15 protein-coding genes are annotated in these 18,646 nt (G+C 54.6%); 10 read left to right on the forward strand and 5 right to left on the reverse strand.

Annotated features, from left to right (window positions below; genetic code table 11):
* Positions 1–127: 127 nt before the first annotated feature.
* On the reverse strand, positions 128–2,491 hold the full coding sequence (locus D6029_RS13620) for a glycoside hydrolase family 31 protein (protein WP_120065272.1): 2,364 nt from the start codon (positions 2,489–2,491) through the stop codon (positions 128–130).
* 15 nt (positions 2,492–2,506) lie between these two features.
* Complete coding sequence (locus D6029_RS13625; protein ID WP_120065273.1) at positions 2,507–3,808, reverse strand: MFS transporter; 1,302 nt, start codon at positions 3,806–3,808, stop codon at positions 2,507–2,509.
* 294 nt (positions 3,809–4,102) lie between these two features.
* Between D6029_RS13625 and D6029_RS13630 the strand changes: the two genes are divergently transcribed.
* Positions 4,103–5,176 carry a LacI family DNA-binding transcriptional regulator gene (locus D6029_RS13630; protein ID WP_120065317.1) on the forward strand — a complete coding sequence of 358 codons (1,074 nt, stop codon included), beginning with the start codon at positions 4,103–4,105 and terminating at the stop codon, positions 5,174–5,176.
* Here D6029_RS13630 and moeB read toward each other — a convergent pair.
* A complete protein-coding gene (moeB, locus tag D6029_RS13635; RefSeq protein WP_120065274.1) occupies positions 5,164–5,925 on the reverse strand; it encodes a molybdopterin-synthase adenylyltransferase MoeB in 762 nt (253 codons plus the stop codon). The two genes, D6029_RS13630 and moeB, sit on opposite strands and share 13 nt — an antisense overlap.
* Positions 5,926–5,927: 2 nt before the next feature.
* Entirely contained in the window at positions 5,928–7,160 is a 1,233-nt protein-coding gene (gene moeA / locus D6029_RS13640; RefSeq protein WP_120065275.1) for a molybdopterin molybdotransferase MoeA, read from the reverse strand.
* A gap of 214 nt (positions 7,161–7,374) precedes the next feature.
* Between moeA and iaaA the strand changes: the two genes are divergently transcribed.
* The 5 genes from iaaA (at position 7,375) to gsiD (ending at position 13,661) form a co-directional block, all read left to right on the forward strand.
* Positions 7,375–8,322, forward strand: a complete 948-nt coding sequence (gene iaaA, locus D6029_RS13650; protein WP_120065277.1) for a beta-aspartyl-peptidase — start codon at positions 7,375–7,377, stop codon at positions 8,320–8,322.
* Positions 8,322–10,163: a glutathione ABC transporter ATP-binding protein GsiA gene (gene gsiA / locus D6029_RS13655; protein ID WP_120065278.1), complete on the forward strand. Its 1,842-nt coding sequence runs from the start codon at positions 8,322–8,324 to the stop codon at positions 10,161–10,163. Before iaaA ends, gsiA begins: the two co-directional genes overlap by 1 nt.
* Positions 10,164–10,184: 21 nt before the next feature.
* Positions 10,185–11,726, forward strand: coding sequence for a glutathione ABC transporter substrate-binding protein GsiB (gsiB, locus tag D6029_RS13660; protein ID WP_120065279.1), 1,542 nt, complete (start codon positions 10,185–10,187; stop codon positions 11,724–11,726).
* Positions 11,727–11,826: 100 nt separating this feature from the next.
* Positions 11,827–12,747, forward strand: coding sequence for a glutathione ABC transporter permease GsiC (gsiC, locus tag D6029_RS13665; protein WP_120065280.1), 921 nt, complete (start codon positions 11,827–11,829; stop codon positions 12,745–12,747).
* 2 nt (positions 12,748–12,749) lie between these two features.
* Positions 12,750–13,661: a glutathione ABC transporter permease GsiD gene (gene gsiD, locus D6029_RS13670; RefSeq protein WP_120065281.1), complete on the forward strand. Its 912-nt coding sequence runs from the start codon at positions 12,750–12,752 to the stop codon at positions 13,659–13,661.
* A gap of 169 nt (positions 13,662–13,830) precedes the next feature.
* Here the strand turns inward: gsiD and rimO are convergent, their stop codons facing one another.
* Positions 13,831–15,144: a 30S ribosomal protein S12 methylthiotransferase RimO gene (rimO, locus tag D6029_RS13675; protein ID WP_120065282.1), complete on the reverse strand. Its 1,314-nt coding sequence runs from the start codon at positions 15,142–15,144 to the stop codon at positions 13,831–13,833.
* A gap of 207 nt (positions 15,145–15,351) precedes the next feature.
* Here rimO and D6029_RS13680 point away from each other — a divergent pair, with 207 nt between their 5' ends.
* The 4 genes from D6029_RS13680 to D6029_RS13695 all read left to right on the forward strand — a co-directional run bounded on the left by D6029_RS13680 (position 15,352) and on the right by D6029_RS13695 (position 18,637).
* The gene (locus D6029_RS13680) at positions 15,352–15,660 is read left to right on the forward strand and encodes a hypothetical protein (protein WP_147365236.1); all 309 of its coding nucleotides are present in this window, start codon (positions 15,352–15,354) and stop codon (positions 15,658–15,660) included.
* On the forward strand, positions 15,661–16,872 hold the full coding sequence (locus D6029_RS13685) for a serine hydrolase domain-containing protein (RefSeq protein WP_208642682.1): 1,212 nt from the start codon (positions 15,661–15,663) through the stop codon (positions 16,870–16,872).
* A 142-nt stretch (positions 16,873–17,014) separates the two neighbouring features.
* Complete coding sequence (locus D6029_RS13690) at positions 17,015–17,398, forward strand: biofilm formation regulator BssR (protein ID WP_120065284.1); 384 nt, start codon at positions 17,015–17,017, stop codon at positions 17,396–17,398.
* A 102-nt stretch (positions 17,399–17,500) separates the two neighbouring features.
* Positions 17,501–18,637 (forward strand): PQQ-dependent sugar dehydrogenase, encoded by a 1,137-nt coding sequence (locus D6029_RS13695; protein WP_120065285.1) that lies wholly within the window; start codon positions 17,501–17,503, stop codon positions 18,635–18,637.
* Positions 18,638–18,646 lie beyond the last annotated feature (9 nt).

Raw genomic sequence — 18,646 nt, forward strand, 5'->3', positions numbered from 1 at the left:
AAAGGCCCTCACCCTAACCCTCTCCCCCAGGAGAGGGAATTAACGGTTTTCTCCCTCTCCCCCAGGAGAGGGGATTGACGGTTTTCTCCCTCTCCCTGAGGGAGAGGGCCGGGGTGAGGGTTAGCGATTAAAACTTCCAGAAATCCTGCTCTTTCCCATCCACCACCAAACGGCGTTTTTCACCCGCTGGTAGCGTTAACTTCATCTCTTTCCAGGCCGGTTGATAATCCCCTTTACGGCTAAACGCCACCTGAATCTCATCGGCAGTACAGCGAATTTCCCAGTTCAGCCACAGTGCATTGCCTTGCTGATAACCCCATGATTCGCCGTCATCTTCAAACAGACTACCGTGAGAAACGCCTGTGCCTTGCAGCGGATACACTTTCAGCTCGCGCACATTATCTGCACTCGCTTTGACATGCGTAATGCGTGCCGAATGCGGCAGAGCAGCACCCGCACGAACCAGCAACGGCAAGCGTTCCAGCGGCGCATCAACCACAATAGTCTGGCCGCCGCTGTACCACTGGCCGGTGTAATAGTCGTACCAGCCTGCGCCGTTTTCCGGCAGCCACACTTCACGCTCACGTTGGCCTTCTTCAACCACGCTTGCCACTAACAAATCACGACCCAGCATAAAGTCGTCGCACTCTTCGAAAGTTTTCGCGTCGTGTTCGTGGTCAAGGAATGTTGAACGTAGCATCGGCTCGTCGTCGGCATGCGCCTGCCACAGTAGGGTGTAGAAATACGGCAGCAGGCGATAGCGCGTTTCAATCGCGCTGCGAATCGCCGGAGTGACCGACGAATACATCCACGGCTCGTTCACCGTGTGATCGTCATTCCATGAGTGAATAGTGAAACGCGGGTGCATCACGCCGTTTTGTACCCAGCGCACAAACAGCTCAGCGTCTGGCTTGTCGCCTGAGAAACCGCCGACATCGTGGCCCACGTTATACAAACCAGACAGGCTCATGCCCACGCCCATGCGGGTGTTGTAGCGCAGCGTGTTCCAGTTAGTGCGGTTATCGCCGCTCCAGGTTTGCACATAACGTTGCATGCCCGCGCAGCCGGAACGGGAAATCAGATACGGGCGTTTTTCTGGTGCAAATGCCTGCTGGGCTTCCAGCGAGGCGCGCATCATCAGCAGCGGCATCACCGGACGGATATTTTTGATGGCGATCTCTTCACCAAACCCGTGGCAGCGTGCTTCACCGTCCCACACTTCGTATTCGTTGTTATCGTTCCAGGTCGAGTCGATGCCCATTTCCAGCAATTGCGTGGTGACGCCGTTCTGCCACCATTTCACCGTCGCCGGATTGGTGAAGTCGAGGTGCGAACCTTCGTCATCCCAGAAGATTGAACGCTCCGGGCTATCTTGTTCGGAGTCTTTAATAAACAGACCTTGCTCAACCACTTCCTGATAGCGCGGGTGATCCTGCAACAGGCACGGCTTGATATTCGCCGCCAGTTTGATGCCCGCGTCGTGGAACGCCTGGCTCATCACTTTCGGCTGCGGCACTTTGTCGTAGTTCCAGTTGAATACGTAGCGCTTGTTATTAATCGACGTGTAACCGGATGAAAGCTGGAACGAATCGCAAGGGATCGCGTGTTCGTCGCACAGTTTGATAAAGCTCATCAGCTGGTTTTGCGCGTCCGGCGCATCGGTGTAATGCATGGTTGAACCGCTGTAACCGAGGCTCCATTTCGGGCCAAACAGCGTTTTACCGGTCAGGCGCACAAACGCTTTGGTGACGTCTAAAACTTGCGGGCCGAGGAACAAGTAATAATCGACATCGCCCGATTCTGCCTGCCAGCGGCGGTAGGGCAGGTGATAGTTATCAATTTCGTTGCCCAAATCCAGCCAGCAACTGCTCAGGTTGTCGTAAAACATCCCGAAGCTTACGTCCGGGCGGCGCGTAATGGTAAATGGAATATGTTTGTACAACGGATCGGTAGACTCCGCGTTATAGCCCATCGCGTCGAGGTTGCGCATTTCATAACGCTTACCGGTACGCTGAAGCGGGCCCGCTTTTTCGCCTAAACCGTAATACTGTTCTTCTTTAAAGCGACGCTGATAGTGCGCCACGCCGTCGCCGTGAGCATTCAGCAGATACGCGCTGGTCGGGCGGTCGCTGGCGAGCATTTGCCACTCGCCGTTCTCGTTCTTATATTCCCACTCCAGCCACAGCGGCTGGTGAACGGTGACGCGCAGTTTATCGCTGCTCACGCGGAGCGTATCATCAAGTTCTTCAACGCTAAAACCTGGCAGCGTAAAACCTTGCAAGCTTTCGCGGTCGCGGCCTTCCCATGGCACGTCATTCTCTGGCGCGATGCTCCACGTGCGGTTCAGCGCCAGCTTGTTTTCGCGCTTAATCAACACGCGGAACATGCCTTGCTCCAGCACAAACAGGTTCAGGCGGTGTTTACCGTCCACGCTTAACTCAACGTGGTTGGTATCAGAATTCAACAGTGTCCAGTTCTTCAAAGTTTTCATCGTTCACAATCCATTTCAGGCGCGCTTGGTGCGGCGTTCAGCAATAAAGGAAACCAGGAATACAGCGCCAATCAGGTCAAAGAAGCCCATGGCGATAAATAAAGGGTTGTAGCCAATCTTGTCGGCGGTGACGCCAATCAGCAGTGAGAATAAGAAGCTGGCAATCCAGGCGGCAGAACCGCGCATGCCGTTGACCGTCGCCATCTGGCCTTTATCAAAGGAATCCACCACCAGCGCGCTCAACATGCAGGAGATAATCTGGTGCCCGAAGCCACCGACGGAAATCAACGCGATGGTGATGTACGGGTCTTTGGTGAGGGCAACTAACGCCAGGGAAATCATCAGGAATGCGCCGGTCACAGAACTTGCCACGATGGAGTTAGTGCGCGAGCAGCCAAACCAGCGGGTGTAAATCTTAGTCAGATAACCACTCGCGACACTGCCTAGGTCTGCGGCGAGGAACGGCAGCCAGGCGAACATGGCGATTTGCTTCAAATCCATACCGCGCTCTGAAGCCAGATACAGCGGCACCCAGAAGCTCAATACGGCCCAGGCCGGTTCAGCCATAAATGCAGGGATCGCGATACCGTAAAAACGTTTGTTTTTGCCGACGGTTTTCAGCGCGGTCAGGAACGGCAGTTTTACCGCATCAGGCTCGTTATCTTGTTTGATAAAAGCGAGTTCTTCTTTGCTCAGATTCGGGTGTTGTTCCGGGTTGTGATAGAACAGCCACCACAAAATCACCCATAACATCGCCAGCACGCCGGTAAACATAAACGCGCCCTGCCAGCCGAAAGAGGCATGCGCAAAATAGATGATTGGCGGCGCGAGCATCGCACCAATCGAGAAACCAACGCCTGCCCAACCTGCGGCAATCGGGCGTTCTTTTTTCGGGAACCATTCGCCAATGGTTTTGGCGTTAGCAGGCGTGGCGGCAGCTTCTGCGCCACCCATAAAGAAGCGCAAAATCGCCAGTTGCAACCAGCTTCCGGCTCCGGCGTGCATTACACAAACCACGGCCCAAATACCTGCGCAGACTAAGAAGCCTAGCTTCAGGCCGATAACATCGATTAACCAGCCGCAGATAGGCTGGAACACGGTGTAAGCCAGTTGGAACGCGCCGACGATATAAGAATATTGCTGAGTGGTAATCCCAAGAGAAGATTTCAGTTCTGGGGCCAAAATGCCCAATGAGTTGCGGGTAATGTAGTTAACGGTAACGCCTAGCAGGAACAGCACCAGAACCCACCAGCGCAGGTTTTTAATAGTGCGTTTGGCCTTAACGGCGGTAACCCCAGGATTTATGCCATGACTCATGTCGTTCTCCACGTAGAAGCAGTGTCTATCGGAATGTTTGCCACAATTTGAATTGTGAAAATTGTATCTATTTGATTAATAATTATTTTATGTGCTTCTTGCCGCGAACAGGCAGGCTCAGTTGCGGCAGTGGAGAGAGCGTAAAACAGTTAGAAATTGCTCAATAGCGACTTCGGTGCAAAAATTTTCATATGAAAGCCAAATACGTGCGTTTGGTAACGAAAAATCCAGTGATAAAGCCATACACTTCGTCATGAGAAATTTTTCATGGCTGAAATGGGCGTAGATCACATAATGAGTAAAAAGCTAAAAATCGCCGAAATTGCAGCGGAAACCGGCCTTTCTATCAGCACGGTTTCACGCGTGCTGGCCGGGAAATCCAACACCAGCGAACAGGCGCGCCAGCAGGTTTTAAACTGCGCCGGGCAAAAAGGCGTGCTGGCGGGCATGGCTGCGGGGCGCATGTTACTTAACAGTCTGGTCGTTTTTGCGCCACAACGTGCCTTCGATGAGCGGTCTGACGTCTTTTATTATCGCGTGACGCAAGGGCTGAGTAAGGCGCTTTTGCCCCACGAAGTGCGGCTGCGGTATTGCGCGCTGGAAGAAAACGACAGCGACGCCAACATGTTCCTGAGCAAAATGAATGAAGTAGAAACCGAAGCGGCGATCTTGCTCGGCATCGACGATCCGCATATTCACGATCTGGCGGTGGATCTCGGCAAGCCGTGTGTGTTGATCAACTGCCGCGATCGCAAAATGCGCCTGCCGGGAGTCGCGCCGGATCATCAGTTGATCGGCGACTTTGCAGCGAGTTATCTGTTCGAGCAGGGGCATAAATCGGTAGTCACATTGCTTTGCTTGCGGCGCTACACCATGGAATTACGGCTGGCGGGCATTCGCGACGCCTGGGATGCCAATAATCTGCAATTTGATGACGCGCAGCATCTGATCACCGCACAAAGTTTTAGCGCCAAAGAGAGTGAAAAGCTGATTGCTGATTTTCTGGAAAGAACGCCGCGCCACCAGTTGCCAACGGCTTTGCTAGTAGGCGGAGATTTTATGGCGGCGGGGGCGGTGAGTGCGCTGCAAAATGCCGGTTTGCGCGTGCCGCATGACATTTCGGTCATGAGTATCGACGGCTTTAACCTGGCCGCGATTCACGATGTGCCGCTGACTTCGGTACACGTTCCGCGTGACCAGTTAGGCGAAGAAGCGGTGCATATTCTCCAGCAACGCTTGATTCGCCCGGATGCGCCAGTGGGGAATTTATTGCTCAATGGCATGCTGGTGGTGCGCGATTCAGTGCGCCGTATTCGCCCGAATAAGAGCCATACGGCGGTCAGTAGCGTGGGGCTTTATGATGAGTGAGAACAACACACATCACACTGCGGATTGCGCGGCAGTTTCATTTCGCGGAATTGGCAGGTCATCGCATCGTACATCACGATTTTCCCGCTCGCAGGCGTGCCGTAATTCGCCAGCAGTTTGATGGCTTCCATCGCCTGCAATGAGCCGATAACACCCACCAACGGGGCCATCACGCCCGCTTCCACGCAGGTGAGGGCATTCTCACCGAACAGGCGGCTCAGGCAGCGGTAACACGGTTCGCCATCCTGATACGTAAAGACGCTGATTTGCCCTTCCATACGAATCGCCGCGCCGGAAACCAGCGGTTTTTTCAGCGTAAAACAGCACTGATTCAACTGATTACGAATCGCCACGTTATCGGTGCAATCCATCACCAGGTCGTGCTCAGCAATCAATTCCAGCAACTGCGCTTCGTCTAACAGCGCATTCACCGTTTCCAGTGTGATATGCGGATTTATCGCCGCCAGCGCATCTCTTGCAGAATCAACTTTTGGCTGGCCGATGGTGGCATCGCGATGCAGCGTCTGGCGCTGCAAATTCGACAGCGCCACAGTGTCGAAATCGAGCAGCGTCAAATGCCCGACGCCCGCCGCCGCCAGATACGGTGCGCTGGCGCAACCGAGGCCACCAAGCCCGACAATCAACACGCGGGCGGCTTTCAGCGCTTCCTGGCCGTCAAAATCGAAACCGCGCAGGATAATCTGGCGGTTATAGCGCAGCATCTCCTGATCGCTCAGCTCAGCGCCCATCGTTAGCCTCCAAACAAATGGTTGAACGGCTCAATCTCAACCCAATCGCCCGCTTCAACATTGCCGCGCTCACGCTCCAGCACGATAAAACAGTTGGCCTGGCTGAAAGAACTGAAAATATGCGAACCCTGGTGGCCGGTGCTCAACACTTCTAATTGCCCGTCTTCGCCGGTGCGCATCATGCCACGCTGGAAATCGAGGCGGCCCGGAGACTTTTTCAAACGCCCAACGGTACGCGCGCGCTGGCGTGGCGGCAGGGCGTTACCCTGCTGGCCGCTGAGTCTGGCGAGTAATGGCTGAACCAGTTGATAGAACGTCAGTGCCGCAGAAACCGGGTTGCCCGGCAATCCGCAGAACCAGCTATTTTGCAGGCGACCGAAAGCAAAAGGTTTGCCCGGTTTAATCGCCAGTTTCCAGAAACCGACTTCGCCTAACTCTTCGAGCAATTGTTTGGTGTAATCCGCTTCACCCACCGACACGCCGCCGCTGCTGATCACCACATCGGCCTGGCTGTCGGCGTCAATAAATGCCGCACGCAGCGCTTCCGGGTCATCGCGAATAATCCCCAAATCAATCACTTCGCATCCCAGTTGCTCGAGCATAATATGCACCGCCAGGCGGTTGGTGTCGTAGATTTGACCGTCGCCAAGTGGCGTGCCCGGCAGTTGCAGTTCATCGCCGGTAGAGAACACCGCCGCGCGAACTTTACGCAACACCGCGACTTCCGGAATACCCAACGAGGCAATCAGCGGTAATTCCGCCGCCGTCAGCTTTTTACCCGCAGGCAACACGCTGCCGCCCTGGCGAATATCTTCACCGCGCAGGCGAATGTTTTGCCCGTTTTTCACCGCTTCGTTAAAGCGCACACCGCTTTCCGTCACGGTGGCTTCTTCTTGCATCACAACGGCATCGGTTCCTTGCGGCACCGGCGCGCCAGTCATAATGCGAATGCATGTGCCTTCCGGCCATTCGTCGGCAAAAGGCTGCCCGGCAAAGGCTTTACCCGCCACCGGCAACGCCGTACCCAGCGCCAGATCTTTCAGGCGCACCGCGTAACCGTCCATTGCTGAATTATCAAAACCCGGTACATCAATCGGAGAAGTGACAGGGTGCGACGTAATGCGCCCACAAGCCTTCAGTAAAGGGATGGACTCAGATTCGGTGACAGGAACAATACGCGAAAGCATCTGTTCCATTGCGGTTTCAAGCGGGATAAGCCCGGCGGTAAATTCCATGAAAGCTCCTGCGGCGCGGGGGAAAAATATGTCGGACATTATGGCAGAGAAACGCCTTTGGCTGAATGTCCCATTATGGGTAATCAGGAACGCCGTTTTCCTTTACATCACATTTACATCTTTCTATATTCAAAAATCGTCTCAAGCCGGTTCGACTAATCTGATATTTATAGAGAAAGTAAAACCGGACTTCACATGACAGGGCTACGTCGATATGACCAAAGCAGTAATTGCTATCCACGGTGGCGCAGGAGCCATCACTCGCGCGCAACTCAGCCCCGAAAAAGAGCTGCTTTATATTAAGGCGCTGTCGGAAATTGTTGAAGCAGGCCAGGCGTTGCTCGAAGCGGGTGGAACAGCCCTCGACGCGGTGACCGAAGCGGTGCGTATGCTCGAAGAATGCCCGCTGTTTAACGCCGGAATTGGCGCGGTCTTTACCCACGACGGCACCCACGAACTCGATGCCTGCATCATGGACGGCAACACGCTGGAAGCGGGTGCGGTGGCGGGCGTCAGCCATATTCGCAACCCGATTCTTGCCGCGCGCAAGGTGCTGGAACACAGCCCGCATGTTTTGCTGATTGGCAAAGGGGCTGAAAACTTTGCCGAACAGCAGGGGCTTGAGCCGGTTTCGCCCGATATCTTCTTTACTCAGCAGCGCTGGGATCAATTACAAAGCGCCCGAGCAAACCAGCAAACCGTGCTGGATCACGATGAGCCGATTAACCCCGGCACCAAATTTGGCACCGTCGGCGCGGTCGCACTCGATAAACACGGCAACCTGGCAGCCGCCACCTCCACCGGCGGCATGACCAACAAAATGCCAGGCCGTGTGGGCGACTCACCGATTATCGGCGCGGGTTGCTACGCCAATAACGCCAACGTTGCGGTGTCTTGCACCGGAACTGGCGAAGTGTTTATGAAAACGCTCGCCGCTTACGACATCGCAGCATTGATGGAATACGGCGGGCTAAGCCTGCACCAGGCCACAGAACGCGTGGTGATGGAAAAACTCCCGGCGTTGCAGGGCAGCGGTGGAGTGATTGCCATTGATAGCGAAGGCAACGTGGCGTTGCCATTTAACAGCGAAGGAATGTATCGCGGCTACGGTTATGTCGGCGATGCTCCGAGCGTCGGAATTTATCAAAGCCAGGAGAGCTGATGCCCCACAGCCGCGAATTGCCCGATGACGAAGTGCTGTCGGTAAGCCGACTCAATGTCAGCTTCCGCCAGGAAAATGCTGATATCCAGGCGGTGTCGGATCTGTCGTTTACGCTAAAACGTGGCGAAACGCTGGCGATTGTCGGGGAGTCAGGATCGGGCAAATCAGTAACGGCGCTGGCCTTAATGCGCCTGCTGGAAAAGACCGCCAACCAGGTTGAAAGCGATAAAATCCTGCTGCGCCGTCGCAACGGCCAGGTGATCGAGCCGGAAAAGTTGAGTTCTTCGCAAATGCGCCGTGTGCGCGGCGCGGATATCGCGATGATTTTCCAGGAGCCGATGACTTCGCTTAACCCGGTGTTCCCGGTGGGTGAGCAAATTGCCGAATCTATCCGTTTGCATCAGGGCTTAGGCAAAAATGAAGCGCTGGAAGAAGCAAAACGCATGCTCGAACGCGTGCGCATTCCCGAAGCGAAAGCGATTCTGGGGCGTTATCCGCACCAGCTTTCCGGCGGTATGCGCCAGCGCGTGATGATCGCCATGGCGCTTTCCTGCCGCCCGGCGGTGCTGATTGCCGATGAACCGACCACCGCGCTGGACGTGACGATTCAGGCGCAAATTCTCCAGCTTATTCGTGTCCTGCAAGATGAAATGCAAATGGGCGTGATATTCATCACTCACGATATGGGCGTGGTGGCGGATATCGCCGACCGCGTGTTGGTGATGTATCGCGGCAAGGCGGTAGAAACCGGCACCGTGGAGCAGATTTTTAACGTGCCGGTTCACCCGTATACCAAAACATTGTTAGCTGCTGTACCGCGCCTGGGGGCGATGAATGGCCATGATTTACCGCGCAAGTTTGCGTTGGCCAACACCGACAATCCCGAAGCGGAAAATGACCAGGACACCATCGCGCCAGGTTCCGTCCCCATTCTGCAAGTCAAAGATTTAGTCACCCGTTTTGATATTCGCAGCGGCATCTTTAACCGCGTCACCAGCCGCGTGCACGCAGTTGAAAAGGTCAGTTTTGATTTATGGCCCGGTGAAACGCTGGGGTTGGTGGGGGAGTCGGGAAGCGGCAAATCCACCACCGGGCGGGCGCTGTTAAGGCTGGTGGAAACCCAGGGCGGCAGCATTCACTTCAACGGCCAACGCATCGACACGCTTTCCAACGCCGACATGCAGCATGTGCGCAAAGACATTCAGTTTATTTTCCAGGACCCGTATGCCTCGCTCGACCCGCGCCTGACGGTCGGTTACTCGATCATGGAACCGTTGTTGGTGCACAACGTGATGCCCAAAGAGCAGGCGCAGCAGCGCGTGGCCTGGTTGCTGGAACGCGTTGGTCTACAGGCGGAACACGCCTGGCGTTATCCGCATGAGTTTTCCGGCGGCCAGCGCCAGCGCATTTGTATCGCCCGGGCGCTGGCGCTCAACCCAAAAGTAGTGATTGCCGATGAATCCGTCTCGGCGCTGGACGTGTCGATTCGGGCGCAAATCATCAACCTGATGATGGATCTCCAGCGCGAATTTGGCATCGCTTATCTGTTTATCTCTCACGATATGGCGGTGGTTGAACGGATTAGCCATCGCGTGGCGGTGATGTACCTCGGGCAAATTGTCGAAATTGGCCCACGGCGCGCGGTGTTTGAAAATCCGCAACATTCGTATACCCGTAAATTAATGGCGGCAGTTCCGGTGGCAGATCCCGCGCACCGCCGCCCGAAACCCGTTTTGCTTTCTGATGAGATCCCCAGCACCACGCATAAACTGGGGAGTGAACCGCATGTTGCAACGCTTGTGAATGTTGGGCCAGGGCACTTTGTTGCTCAGTCCAGATAAAAATCAATTCCGGAGAACACAATGACCGTATTCGAGAATAAAAAATGGCTGTTGGCAGCGGGTCTGGCGACCAGCGTTTTGGCCGCCCCGGCATTCGCGGCGAAAGATGTGGTTGTCGCGGTGGCATCTAACTTCACCACGCTTGACCCGTATGACGCCAACGATACGCTGTCGCAGGCGGTGGCGAAGTCGTTTTACCAGGGCTTATTTGGCCTGGATAAAGAGATGAAACTGCAAAACGTGCTGGCGGAAAGCTACACCGTTTCTGACGATGGGCTGGTTTACACCATCAAATTGCACCCTGGGGTGAAATTCCAGGACGGCACCGATTTCAACGCCGAGGCGGTGAAGGTCAACCTCGACCGCGCCAGCAATCCTGAAAACCATCTCAAGCGCTACAACCTATATAAGGCGATTGCGAAAACAGAAGCGGTTGACGCCAACACCGTGAAAATCACCCTTAAACAGCCGTTCTCGGCGTTTATTAATATTCTCGCCCACCCGGCAACGGCGATGATTTCCCCGGCGGCGCTGAAAAAATACGGCAAAGAAATTGGCTTCCACCCGGTCGGCACTGGCCCGTATCAGCTCGATACCTGGAACCAGACCGATTTTGTGAAGGTGAAGAAATTCGACGGTTACTGGAAACAGGGTTTGCCTAAACTCGACACCATCACCTGGCGTCCGGTGGTGGATAACAACACCCGCGCGGCGATGCTCCAGACTGGCGAAGCGCAGTTTGCTTTCCCAATTCCTTACGAGCAGGCCGGGGTGCTGGAGAAAAACGACAAGCTGGAGCTGGTGGCATCGCCGTCCATCATGCAGCGTTATCTCAGCATGAACGTGACGCAAAAGCCGTTTGATAACCCGAAAGTGCGTGAAGCGATCAACTACGCGATTAACCGCCAGGCGCTGGTGAAAGTGGCGTTTGCCGGTTACGCCACGCCAGCCGAAGGCGTGGTGCCACCGTCTATCGACTTCGCGGAAAAATATAAACCGTGGCCGTATGACCCGGCAAAAGCACGCGAACTGCTGAAAGAAGCGGGCTATCCAAACGGTTTCGAAACCACGCTTTGGTCTTCGCATAACCACAGCACCGCGCAGAAAGTATTGCAGTTCACGCAGCAGCAACTGGCGCAGGTCGGCATTAAAGTGAAAGTCACGGCGATGGACGCCGGGCAGCGTGCTGCGGAAGTGGAAGGCAAAGGCCAGAAAGAGAGCGGCGTGAGAATGTTCTACACCGGCTGGTCAGCGTCGACGGGCGAAGCCAATTGGGCGCTGTCGCCGCTGTTTGCGTCATCTAACTGGCCGCCAACGCTGTTTAACACCGCGTTCTACAGCAACCCGCAGGTGGATAAAGATTTGACCGAGGCGCTGAAAACCACCAATCGTGACGATAAAGCGAAGCTGTATAAAGACGCGCAGGACACCATCTGGAAGGAAAATCCGTGGGTGCCGCTGGTGGTCGAAAAACTGGTTTCCGCGCACAGCAAGAACCTCAGCGGTTTTTATGTGATGCCGGATACCGGTTTTAGTTTTGACGATGCAGATTTGAAAGAGTGATGGTTTTTGATGTGCGTTTACGCCCTCACCCTACCGGTTTCCCCCCCTCTCCCTGGGGGAGAGGGCCGGGGTGAGGGCGATAAAACAGTGAGACAGGCCAATGTTTAACTATTTCCTCAAACGCCTGCTGGGCCTGATTCCCACGCTGCTGATCGTGGCGGTGCTGGTGTTCCTGTTCGTCCACATGCTCCCCGGCGACCCGGCACGTTTAATCGCCGGGCCGGAAGCCGATGCCACCGTGATTGACATGGTGCGCAAACAACTGGGGCTGGATTTACCGCTGTGGCAGCAGTTTTTGCACTACATCGGCAACATCGTGCAAGGGGATTTCGGCACCTCGATGGTGTCGCGTCGCCCGGTTTCCGAAGAAATCGCCAGCCGCTTCATGCCGACATTCTGGCTGACGATGACCAGTATGATCTGGGCGGTGATCTTCGGTTTATTCACCGGGATTATTGCCGCCGTGTGGCGCAACCGCTGGCCAGACCGTCTCAGCATGACGATTGCGGTTTCGGGCATTTCATTCCCGGCGTTTGCCCTCGGCATGTTGCTGATGCAGGTTTTCTCCGTTGAGCTGGGCTGGTTGCCGACCGTTGGCGCGGATTCCTGGCAGCACTACGTTTTACCATCGATTACCCTCGGCGCGGCAGTGGCGGCGGTGATGGCTCGTTTTACCCGCGCTTCGTTCGTCGATGTTTTGCAGGAAGATTACATGCGCACCGCCCGCGCCAAGGGCGTGAGCGAAACGCTGATTGTGATCAAACACGGCCTGCGCAACGCCATGATCCCCGTCGTCACCATGATGGGACTCCAGTTCGGTTTCTTGCTCGGCGGCTCGATTGTGGTCGAAAAAGTCTTTAACTGGCCAGGGCTTGGGCGCTTGCTGGTGGATTCAGTCGAAATGCGCGACTACCCGGTGATTCAGGCGGAAGTGTTGCTGTTTTCGCTGGAATTTATTGTCATCAACTTAGTGGTGGATTTGCTGTACGCCGCCATTAACCCGGCTATCAGGTACAAGTAAGGATGCGACTCTTTAACTGGCGACGCCAGGCGGTACTGAACGCAATGCCGATAGTTCGGCCAAACCAGGTGCGCACGCCGTGGCACGAATTTCTGCGCCGTTTACGCAAACAACCGGTGGCGATGATGGCCGGGTTATTCGTGATGTTTTTGATTGCCATTGCCCTGATTGCGCCGTGGATTTCACCCTTCGATGCGGAAAACTATTTTGACTACGACCGGCTTAACGATGGCCCGTCGATGCTGCACTGGTTCGGTGTGGATTCCCTCGGGCGCGATATTTTTAGCCGCGTGTTAGTCGGTGCACAAATCTCGCTTGCAGCCGGGGTGTTTTCGGTACTGATCGGCGCGTTGATTGGCACGTTCTTTGGCCTGCTGGCGGGGTATTACGAAGGCTGGTGGGACAGGGTGATTATGCGCATTTGCGACGTGCTGTTTGCCTTTCCGGGGATTTTGCTGGCGATTGCTGTTGTTGCGGTGATGGGCAGCGGCATGTCGAACGTGATTATCGCGGTGGCGATTTTCAGTATTCCCGCCTTTGCCCGCCTGGTGCGCGGCAACACGCTGGTGCTGAAACATCAGACCTTTATCGAGTCGGCGCGCAGCATTGGCGCATCGGATGCGACCATCATCTTCCGCCATATTCTGCCGGGCACGGTTTCGTCGATTGTGGTCTATTTCACCATGCGCATCGGCACGTCGATTATTTCGGCGGCGAGTTTGTCTTTTTTAGGTTTAGGCGCACAGCCGCCGACGCCGGAGTGGGGCGCGATGCTTAACGAAGCGCGAGCGGATATGGTGATCGCGCCGCATGTGGCTATCTTCCCGAGTCTGGCGATTTTCCTTACGGTGCTGGCATTTAATTTGCTGGGAGATGGGTTGAGGGATGCGTTGGATCCCAAGATAAAAGGGTAGTAAAAACAACCCTCACCCCGGCCCTCTCCCTGAGGGAGAGGGGGAAAACGGGACTATTCCTTCTCCCGTGGGAGAGGGGGAAAACCGAACAATTCCCTCTCCAGGGGGAGAGGGAGAAAACCGAACAATTCCCTCTCCTGGGGGAGAGGGTTAGGGTGAGGGCGTAAACTTAAACCACTGAACCCCACAGATCATACTCGTCCGCGTTTTCAACTTTCACGCGCACCACATCACCTGGTTTCAGTTTAGTTTCGCCGTTCAGATAAACCGCGCCGTCGATTTCTGGAGCATCCGCCATGCTGCGGCCAATCGCGCCTTCTTCGTCAACTTCATCCACGATCACCAGAATTTCGCGGCCCACTTTTTCTTGCAGACGTTCAGCAGAAATCTGCTGTTGCAACTGCATGAAGCGGTTCCAGCGCTCTTCTTTCACGTCTTCCGGCACCGGATCGGCCAGTTCGTTAGCGGTCGCACCTTCAACCGGGCTGAACTTGAAGCAGCCGACGCGATCCAGACGCGCTTCTTTCAGGAAGTCGAGCAGCATCTGGAAGTCTTCTTCGGTTTCGCCTGGGAAGCCGACAATAAAGGTGGAACGCAGCGTTAAGTCCGGGCAGATTTCACGCCACTGCTTAATGCGCTGCAACTGGCGATCCACGCTACCAGGGCGCTTCATCAACTTCAGAATGCGCGGGCTGGCGTGCTGCAATGGGATATCCAGATACGGCAGGATTTTGCCTTCCGCCATTAAAGGAATCACATCGTCAACGTGCGGATACGGGTAAACGTAGTGCAGACGCGTCCAGACGCCGAGTTTGGAAAGCTGCTCGCACAGGCTGACCATGCTGGTTTTCACCGGCTCGCCGTTGTAGAAACCGGTGCGGTGCTTAACGTCCACGCCGTAAGCGGAAGTATCCTGCGAGATAACCAGCAGCTCTTTCACGCCCGCATCAACCAGACGTTTGGCTTCAGAAAGCACATCGCCAATTGGGCGGCTGTCCAAATCACCACGCATGGATGGGATGATGCAGAACGTGCAACGGTGGTTGCAGCCTTCGGAAATTTTCAGGTAAGCGTAGTGACGTGGAGTCAGCTTCACGCCTTGTTCCGGCACCAGGCTCAGGAACGGGTTATGTTTTGGTTTTGGCACATAGTGGTGAACGTGCTGCAAAACCTGCTCGTAGCTGTGCGGGCCAGTGATTTCCAGAACTTTAGGGTGCACTTCGCGGATTTGATCTTCTTTGGCCCCTAAGCAGCCGGTCACAATCACTTTGCCATTTTCGTTCAGCGCTTCGCCGATAGCCTCAAGCGACTCTTGTACGGCGCTGTCGATAAAGCCACAGGTGTTAACGATAACCATATCGGCATCATCATAGCTAGGCACTACATCGTAACCTTCGGTGCGCAGCTCAGTCAGGATCCGTTCAGAATCAACGAGGTTTTTTGGGCAGCCGAGGGAGACAAAGCCAATACGGGGTTGTTGCATACGGGTCACGCTCACAAAGTAAACAGAAAATAAAAACCGGGCGATTCTACACGGGTTTTGGATGTGGCTCTACTGGTTGTTTTTTTCGGCGCACAAATGAAATTTCAGAATCATCACGTCGCCTTAGTTTTTGCTTACCTTTGGCGCAGGCTCTATTATCTTTCCCGCCTTGTTTATTCTTAACGTCCCGCTTAAAGAGATAATCACATGATGAGAAAAATTATAGCCCTTTCCGGGATGCTGGCCGGTGCCTTGCTGTTATCCGGCTGCAACATTATTCCTACGCCGCTGAACACCCCGCCAGCCACGGCGCAGAAGTTTGTTTGTGGTGGCGAGAAACTGGCAATCGATGGCGATTATGCCTGGTACAACGGCGACCGTTATTCCTACCAACGTATGAGCGGCGGACAGGCGTTTTACCGCTACCACAGCAGCAATTTCGGCCTGAAGAAAGTCGGTGAAAACCGCACGATGTTCATCGGCCTCGATGCCAAGCCTTGTGTGGCGGCGAACTAATTGAAGAATCCACACCGTTGCCTTAGTACGCTGCTGCTCAGTTTTACGCTGGCGGGGTGTGGAACGTTGTCGAACGTCGCGCCCGAAGCCGAAGTGCCGCAAAAAGCACAGCGAGTTTGTGGTGCAACGGAGCCACGCGATATCAACCAGTGGCTTCCCGCCATGGTTGAGCAGCAATCCCCCGCGATGGTGGTTGGGGTGATAGACGCCAGCGGGCAGCGCCATTACTGGCATTTTGGCGTCACTGATAACGAGCATCAATTCCCGGTTGATGAACATACGCTATTTGCCGTTGGCTCGCTCAGTAAAGGCATGACCGCTGAAGCGACGGCAGTACTGGTGACGCAAGGGCGTTTGCATTGGACGGATACCCTTGAAACATTGTTGCCACCGTCGGTGCCATTAAGTGCTGACGCGAAAAAAATCACCTTGCTGCAGCTGGTTACGCACACTTCCGGTTTGCCACGGCAGAATATGGATTTGCCGATGCTGACTGCATTTATTCGTTATCTCGGCAACGGCGAGAATTTTTACGCCCATCTTGATAGCGACGATGTGGTCGCCGATCTGGCTGATTTCGCAAAACCTTCCGGCAATGAGCCGCGTTATTCCAACCTCGGTTATGCTGTGCTGGATTACGTGCTGAGTTACCAGACCGGGCAACGCGCCGATCAACTGGTTCAGTCGCTGATTTTTGATCCACTGAAGCTGCAAAACAGCAGTTTTACGCCACAGAAATTAAGAAGTTATCCTCAGCGCGCCATTGGTCATGCGGGGAGTCAGCCTAAATTTGTTCCGCGTGGGCAAGTGGTGCCGGACTGGCAGTTTTCCGGCAACATGCTTGGCGCGGGAGGGTTGTACACCGACACCGCGGATTTGCTGACGTATGCCGCCGCCCATCTGGATAACACCGGCGATAACACGCTGGATAAAGCGATTGACGATACGATGCGCGTCTATTACCCACGCGACAAAGAAGCCGCCAATATCGCCTGGGTGACGGACACGTATGGCGAGCAGTCCATCACTTATCAGGTCGGGTATATCGGCGGTTACTCCAGTTATATTGGTATTGATCGGGTGAATCACTTTGCGGTGGTGGTACTGCAAAATAGCTTCACCTGGCAAAATAACCTTGGGCACAGTGTGTTACGGCAAATGCTTGAAGAGAAGAACCAGGCCGCGACCTGTCGGGTCGTCACCGCTGCGTAACGCCTTGTTTCACGCCGACTGTTAGCAATTGTAAAGCTTGTTGCCGGGGATCAAAAAACTCGGCAAAAATTCCAGGTCAGATTAAAATTTATCCATACTATAAGTGTGTGTTATTGATTCAAACCACACGGAGGGTAAATGTATGACTGGGGAGCCACTCAAACGCGATCTCTTGAAAAAGATGATTATCGCCAAAATAGACATCGCCGCTTATCTTTGTATGAGAAAAGCGAAAGGCTATATGTCTGTGGTTGAAACTGAGCATCTGCGCGATAACTTGTTCGATTTGTCGAACGAGTATCGTGAGAAGTCGTTACGCCTCAAATCGCATCTTGCGCTGCAAGAAATCGAAACGCTGAATCAAGGAATGAGCGCGGTATGCTCTGCTGCCGTCTGCCTGATGACCGGGCGTCACGATTGCCCGCAATATATCGCCGTCGATGCCGAAAAACTGGAAAGTTGCTTGTCTCAGCTTTCTGCCAGCCTGAAAGATATTATGGGCCACCAACTGGCGGTAGAAACCTGATATCAGGGGGAGGAAACTCCCCCTTGTTCAAGTTTTTGTAAAATTCTCATCCCCCCATTTATGGACGACTAACCTTATCGGGTAACCGATAAGGAGAAGGCTATGTCACGGTCCGGACTCAATTCACTCATCACCGCCACATTGCTCCTTTCAGCAAGCTGGACTTATGCCGCTGAAGTGAAAGTCGATGTGTTGCAAAGCAAGCTCGATCACCCCTGGTCATTGGCATTTTTGCCAGAGAATAAAGGCATGCTGATTACGCTGCGTGACGGGCAGTTACGCCGCTGGCAGCCTGGCGAGGGCTTAGGCGACCCGATTGTCGGCGTGCCAAAAGTCTGGGCGCATGGGCAGGGCGGATTGCTGGATGTGGTGCTGGCTCCGGATTTTGAACAAAGCCGCCGCGTCTGGCTAAGTTTCGCGGAAGCGAATAGCGATGATAAAGCGGGCACCGCCGTCGGCTACGGCACCTTGAGCAGCAATATGGAACGGCTGGAAAACTTCAAAGTCGTCTTCCGCCAGACGCCAAAACTTTCCACCGGCAATCACTTTGGCGGGCGCATGGTGTTTGATGGCAAAGGCTATCTGTTTATCGCGCTCGGTGAAAACAATCAGCGTTCAACCGCCCAGGACATGGACAAACTGCAAGGCAAACTGGTGCGCCTGACCGAAAACGGCGAGGTGCCGCCGGATAACCCGTTTGCGGGCAAGCAGGGTGTTCGCAGTGAAATCTGGTCTTATGGGCATCGTAATCCGCAGGGCATGGCGCTTAATCCGGCTAACGGCGAGTTGTGGCTTAATGAACACGGGCCGAAAGGCGGCGATGAAATTAACGTCGCGCAGCCGGGTAAAAACTACGGCTGGCCGCTGGCGACGTGGGGCATTAATTACAGCGGGTTGCCGATACCGGAAGCGAAAGGAGAAATTGTTGAGGGTACCGAACAGCCGATTTATTACTGGAAAGTTTCTCCGGCGGTGAGCGGCATGGCGTTCTATAACAGCGATAAATTCCCGCAGTGGAAAGGGAAGCTGTTTATTGGCGCGCTAAAAGAGAAGAACCTGATTGAGTTGACGCTGAACGGCGATAAAGTCACGGAGCAGAAGCGTTTGCTTGACGACCACGGCGAGCGGATCCGCGATGTGCGCGTCGGCCCGGACGGTTATCTGTATGTCCTGACCGACGAATCAGATGGGCAATTGTTGAAGATCAGCCCATCCCAGAATGATGACAACGCGAAATAAACGGGTTTT

It is taken from the genome of Buttiauxella izardii (genome assembly GCF_003601925.1).
Classification (GTDB): domain Bacteria; phylum Pseudomonadota; class Gammaproteobacteria; order Enterobacterales; family Enterobacteriaceae; genus Buttiauxella; species Buttiauxella izardii.

What these genes read in the sequence shown, in the direction of transcription:
- gsiB (WP_120065279.1), top strand. Translation starts at nt 10,185, where the DNA reads ATGACCGTATTCGAGAATAAAAAATGGCTGTTGGCAGCGGGTCTGGCG.
- D6029_RS13680 (WP_147365236.1), top strand. Translation starts at nt 15,352, where the DNA reads ATGATGAGAAAAATTATAGCCCTTTCCGGGATGCTGGCCGGTGCCTTG.
- gsiA (WP_120065278.1), top strand. Translation starts at nt 8,322, where the DNA reads ATGCCCCACAGCCGCGAATTGCCCGATGACGAAGTGCTGTCGGTAAGC.
- moeA (WP_120065275.1), bottom strand. Translation starts at nt 7,160, where the DNA reads ATGGAATTTACCGCCGGGCTTATCCCGCTTGAAACCGCAATGGAACAG.
- iaaA (WP_120065277.1), top strand. Translation starts at nt 7,375, where the DNA reads ATGACCAAAGCAGTAATTGCTATCCACGGTGGCGCAGGAGCCATCACT.
- rimO (WP_120065282.1), bottom strand. Translation starts at nt 15,144, where the DNA reads ATGCAACAACCCCGTATTGGCTTTGTCTCCCTCGGCTGCCCAAAAAAC.
- gsiC (WP_120065280.1), top strand. Translation starts at nt 11,827, where the DNA reads ATGTTTAACTATTTCCTCAAACGCCTGCTGGGCCTGATTCCCACGCTG.
- D6029_RS13620 (WP_120065272.1), bottom strand. Translation starts at nt 2,491, where the DNA reads ATGAAAACTTTGAAGAACTGGACACTGTTGAATTCTGATACCAACCAC.
- moeB (WP_120065274.1), bottom strand. Translation starts at nt 5,925, where the DNA reads ATGGGCGCTGAGCTGAGCGATCAGGAGATGCTGCGCTATAACCGCCAG.
- D6029_RS13630 (WP_120065317.1), top strand. Translation starts at nt 4,103, where the DNA reads ATGAGTAAAAAGCTAAAAATCGCCGAAATTGCAGCGGAAACCGGCCTT.
- D6029_RS13695 (WP_120065285.1), top strand. Translation starts at nt 17,501, where the DNA reads ATGTCACGGTCCGGACTCAATTCACTCATCACCGCCACATTGCTCCTT.
- D6029_RS13690 (WP_120065284.1), top strand. Translation starts at nt 17,015, where the DNA reads ATGACTGGGGAGCCACTCAAACGCGATCTCTTGAAAAAGATGATTATC.
- D6029_RS13625 (WP_120065273.1), bottom strand. Translation starts at nt 3,808, where the DNA reads ATGAGTCATGGCATAAATCCTGGGGTTACCGCCGTTAAGGCCAAACGC.
- gsiD (WP_120065281.1), top strand. Translation starts at nt 12,750, where the DNA reads ATGCGACTCTTTAACTGGCGACGCCAGGCGGTACTGAACGCAATGCCG.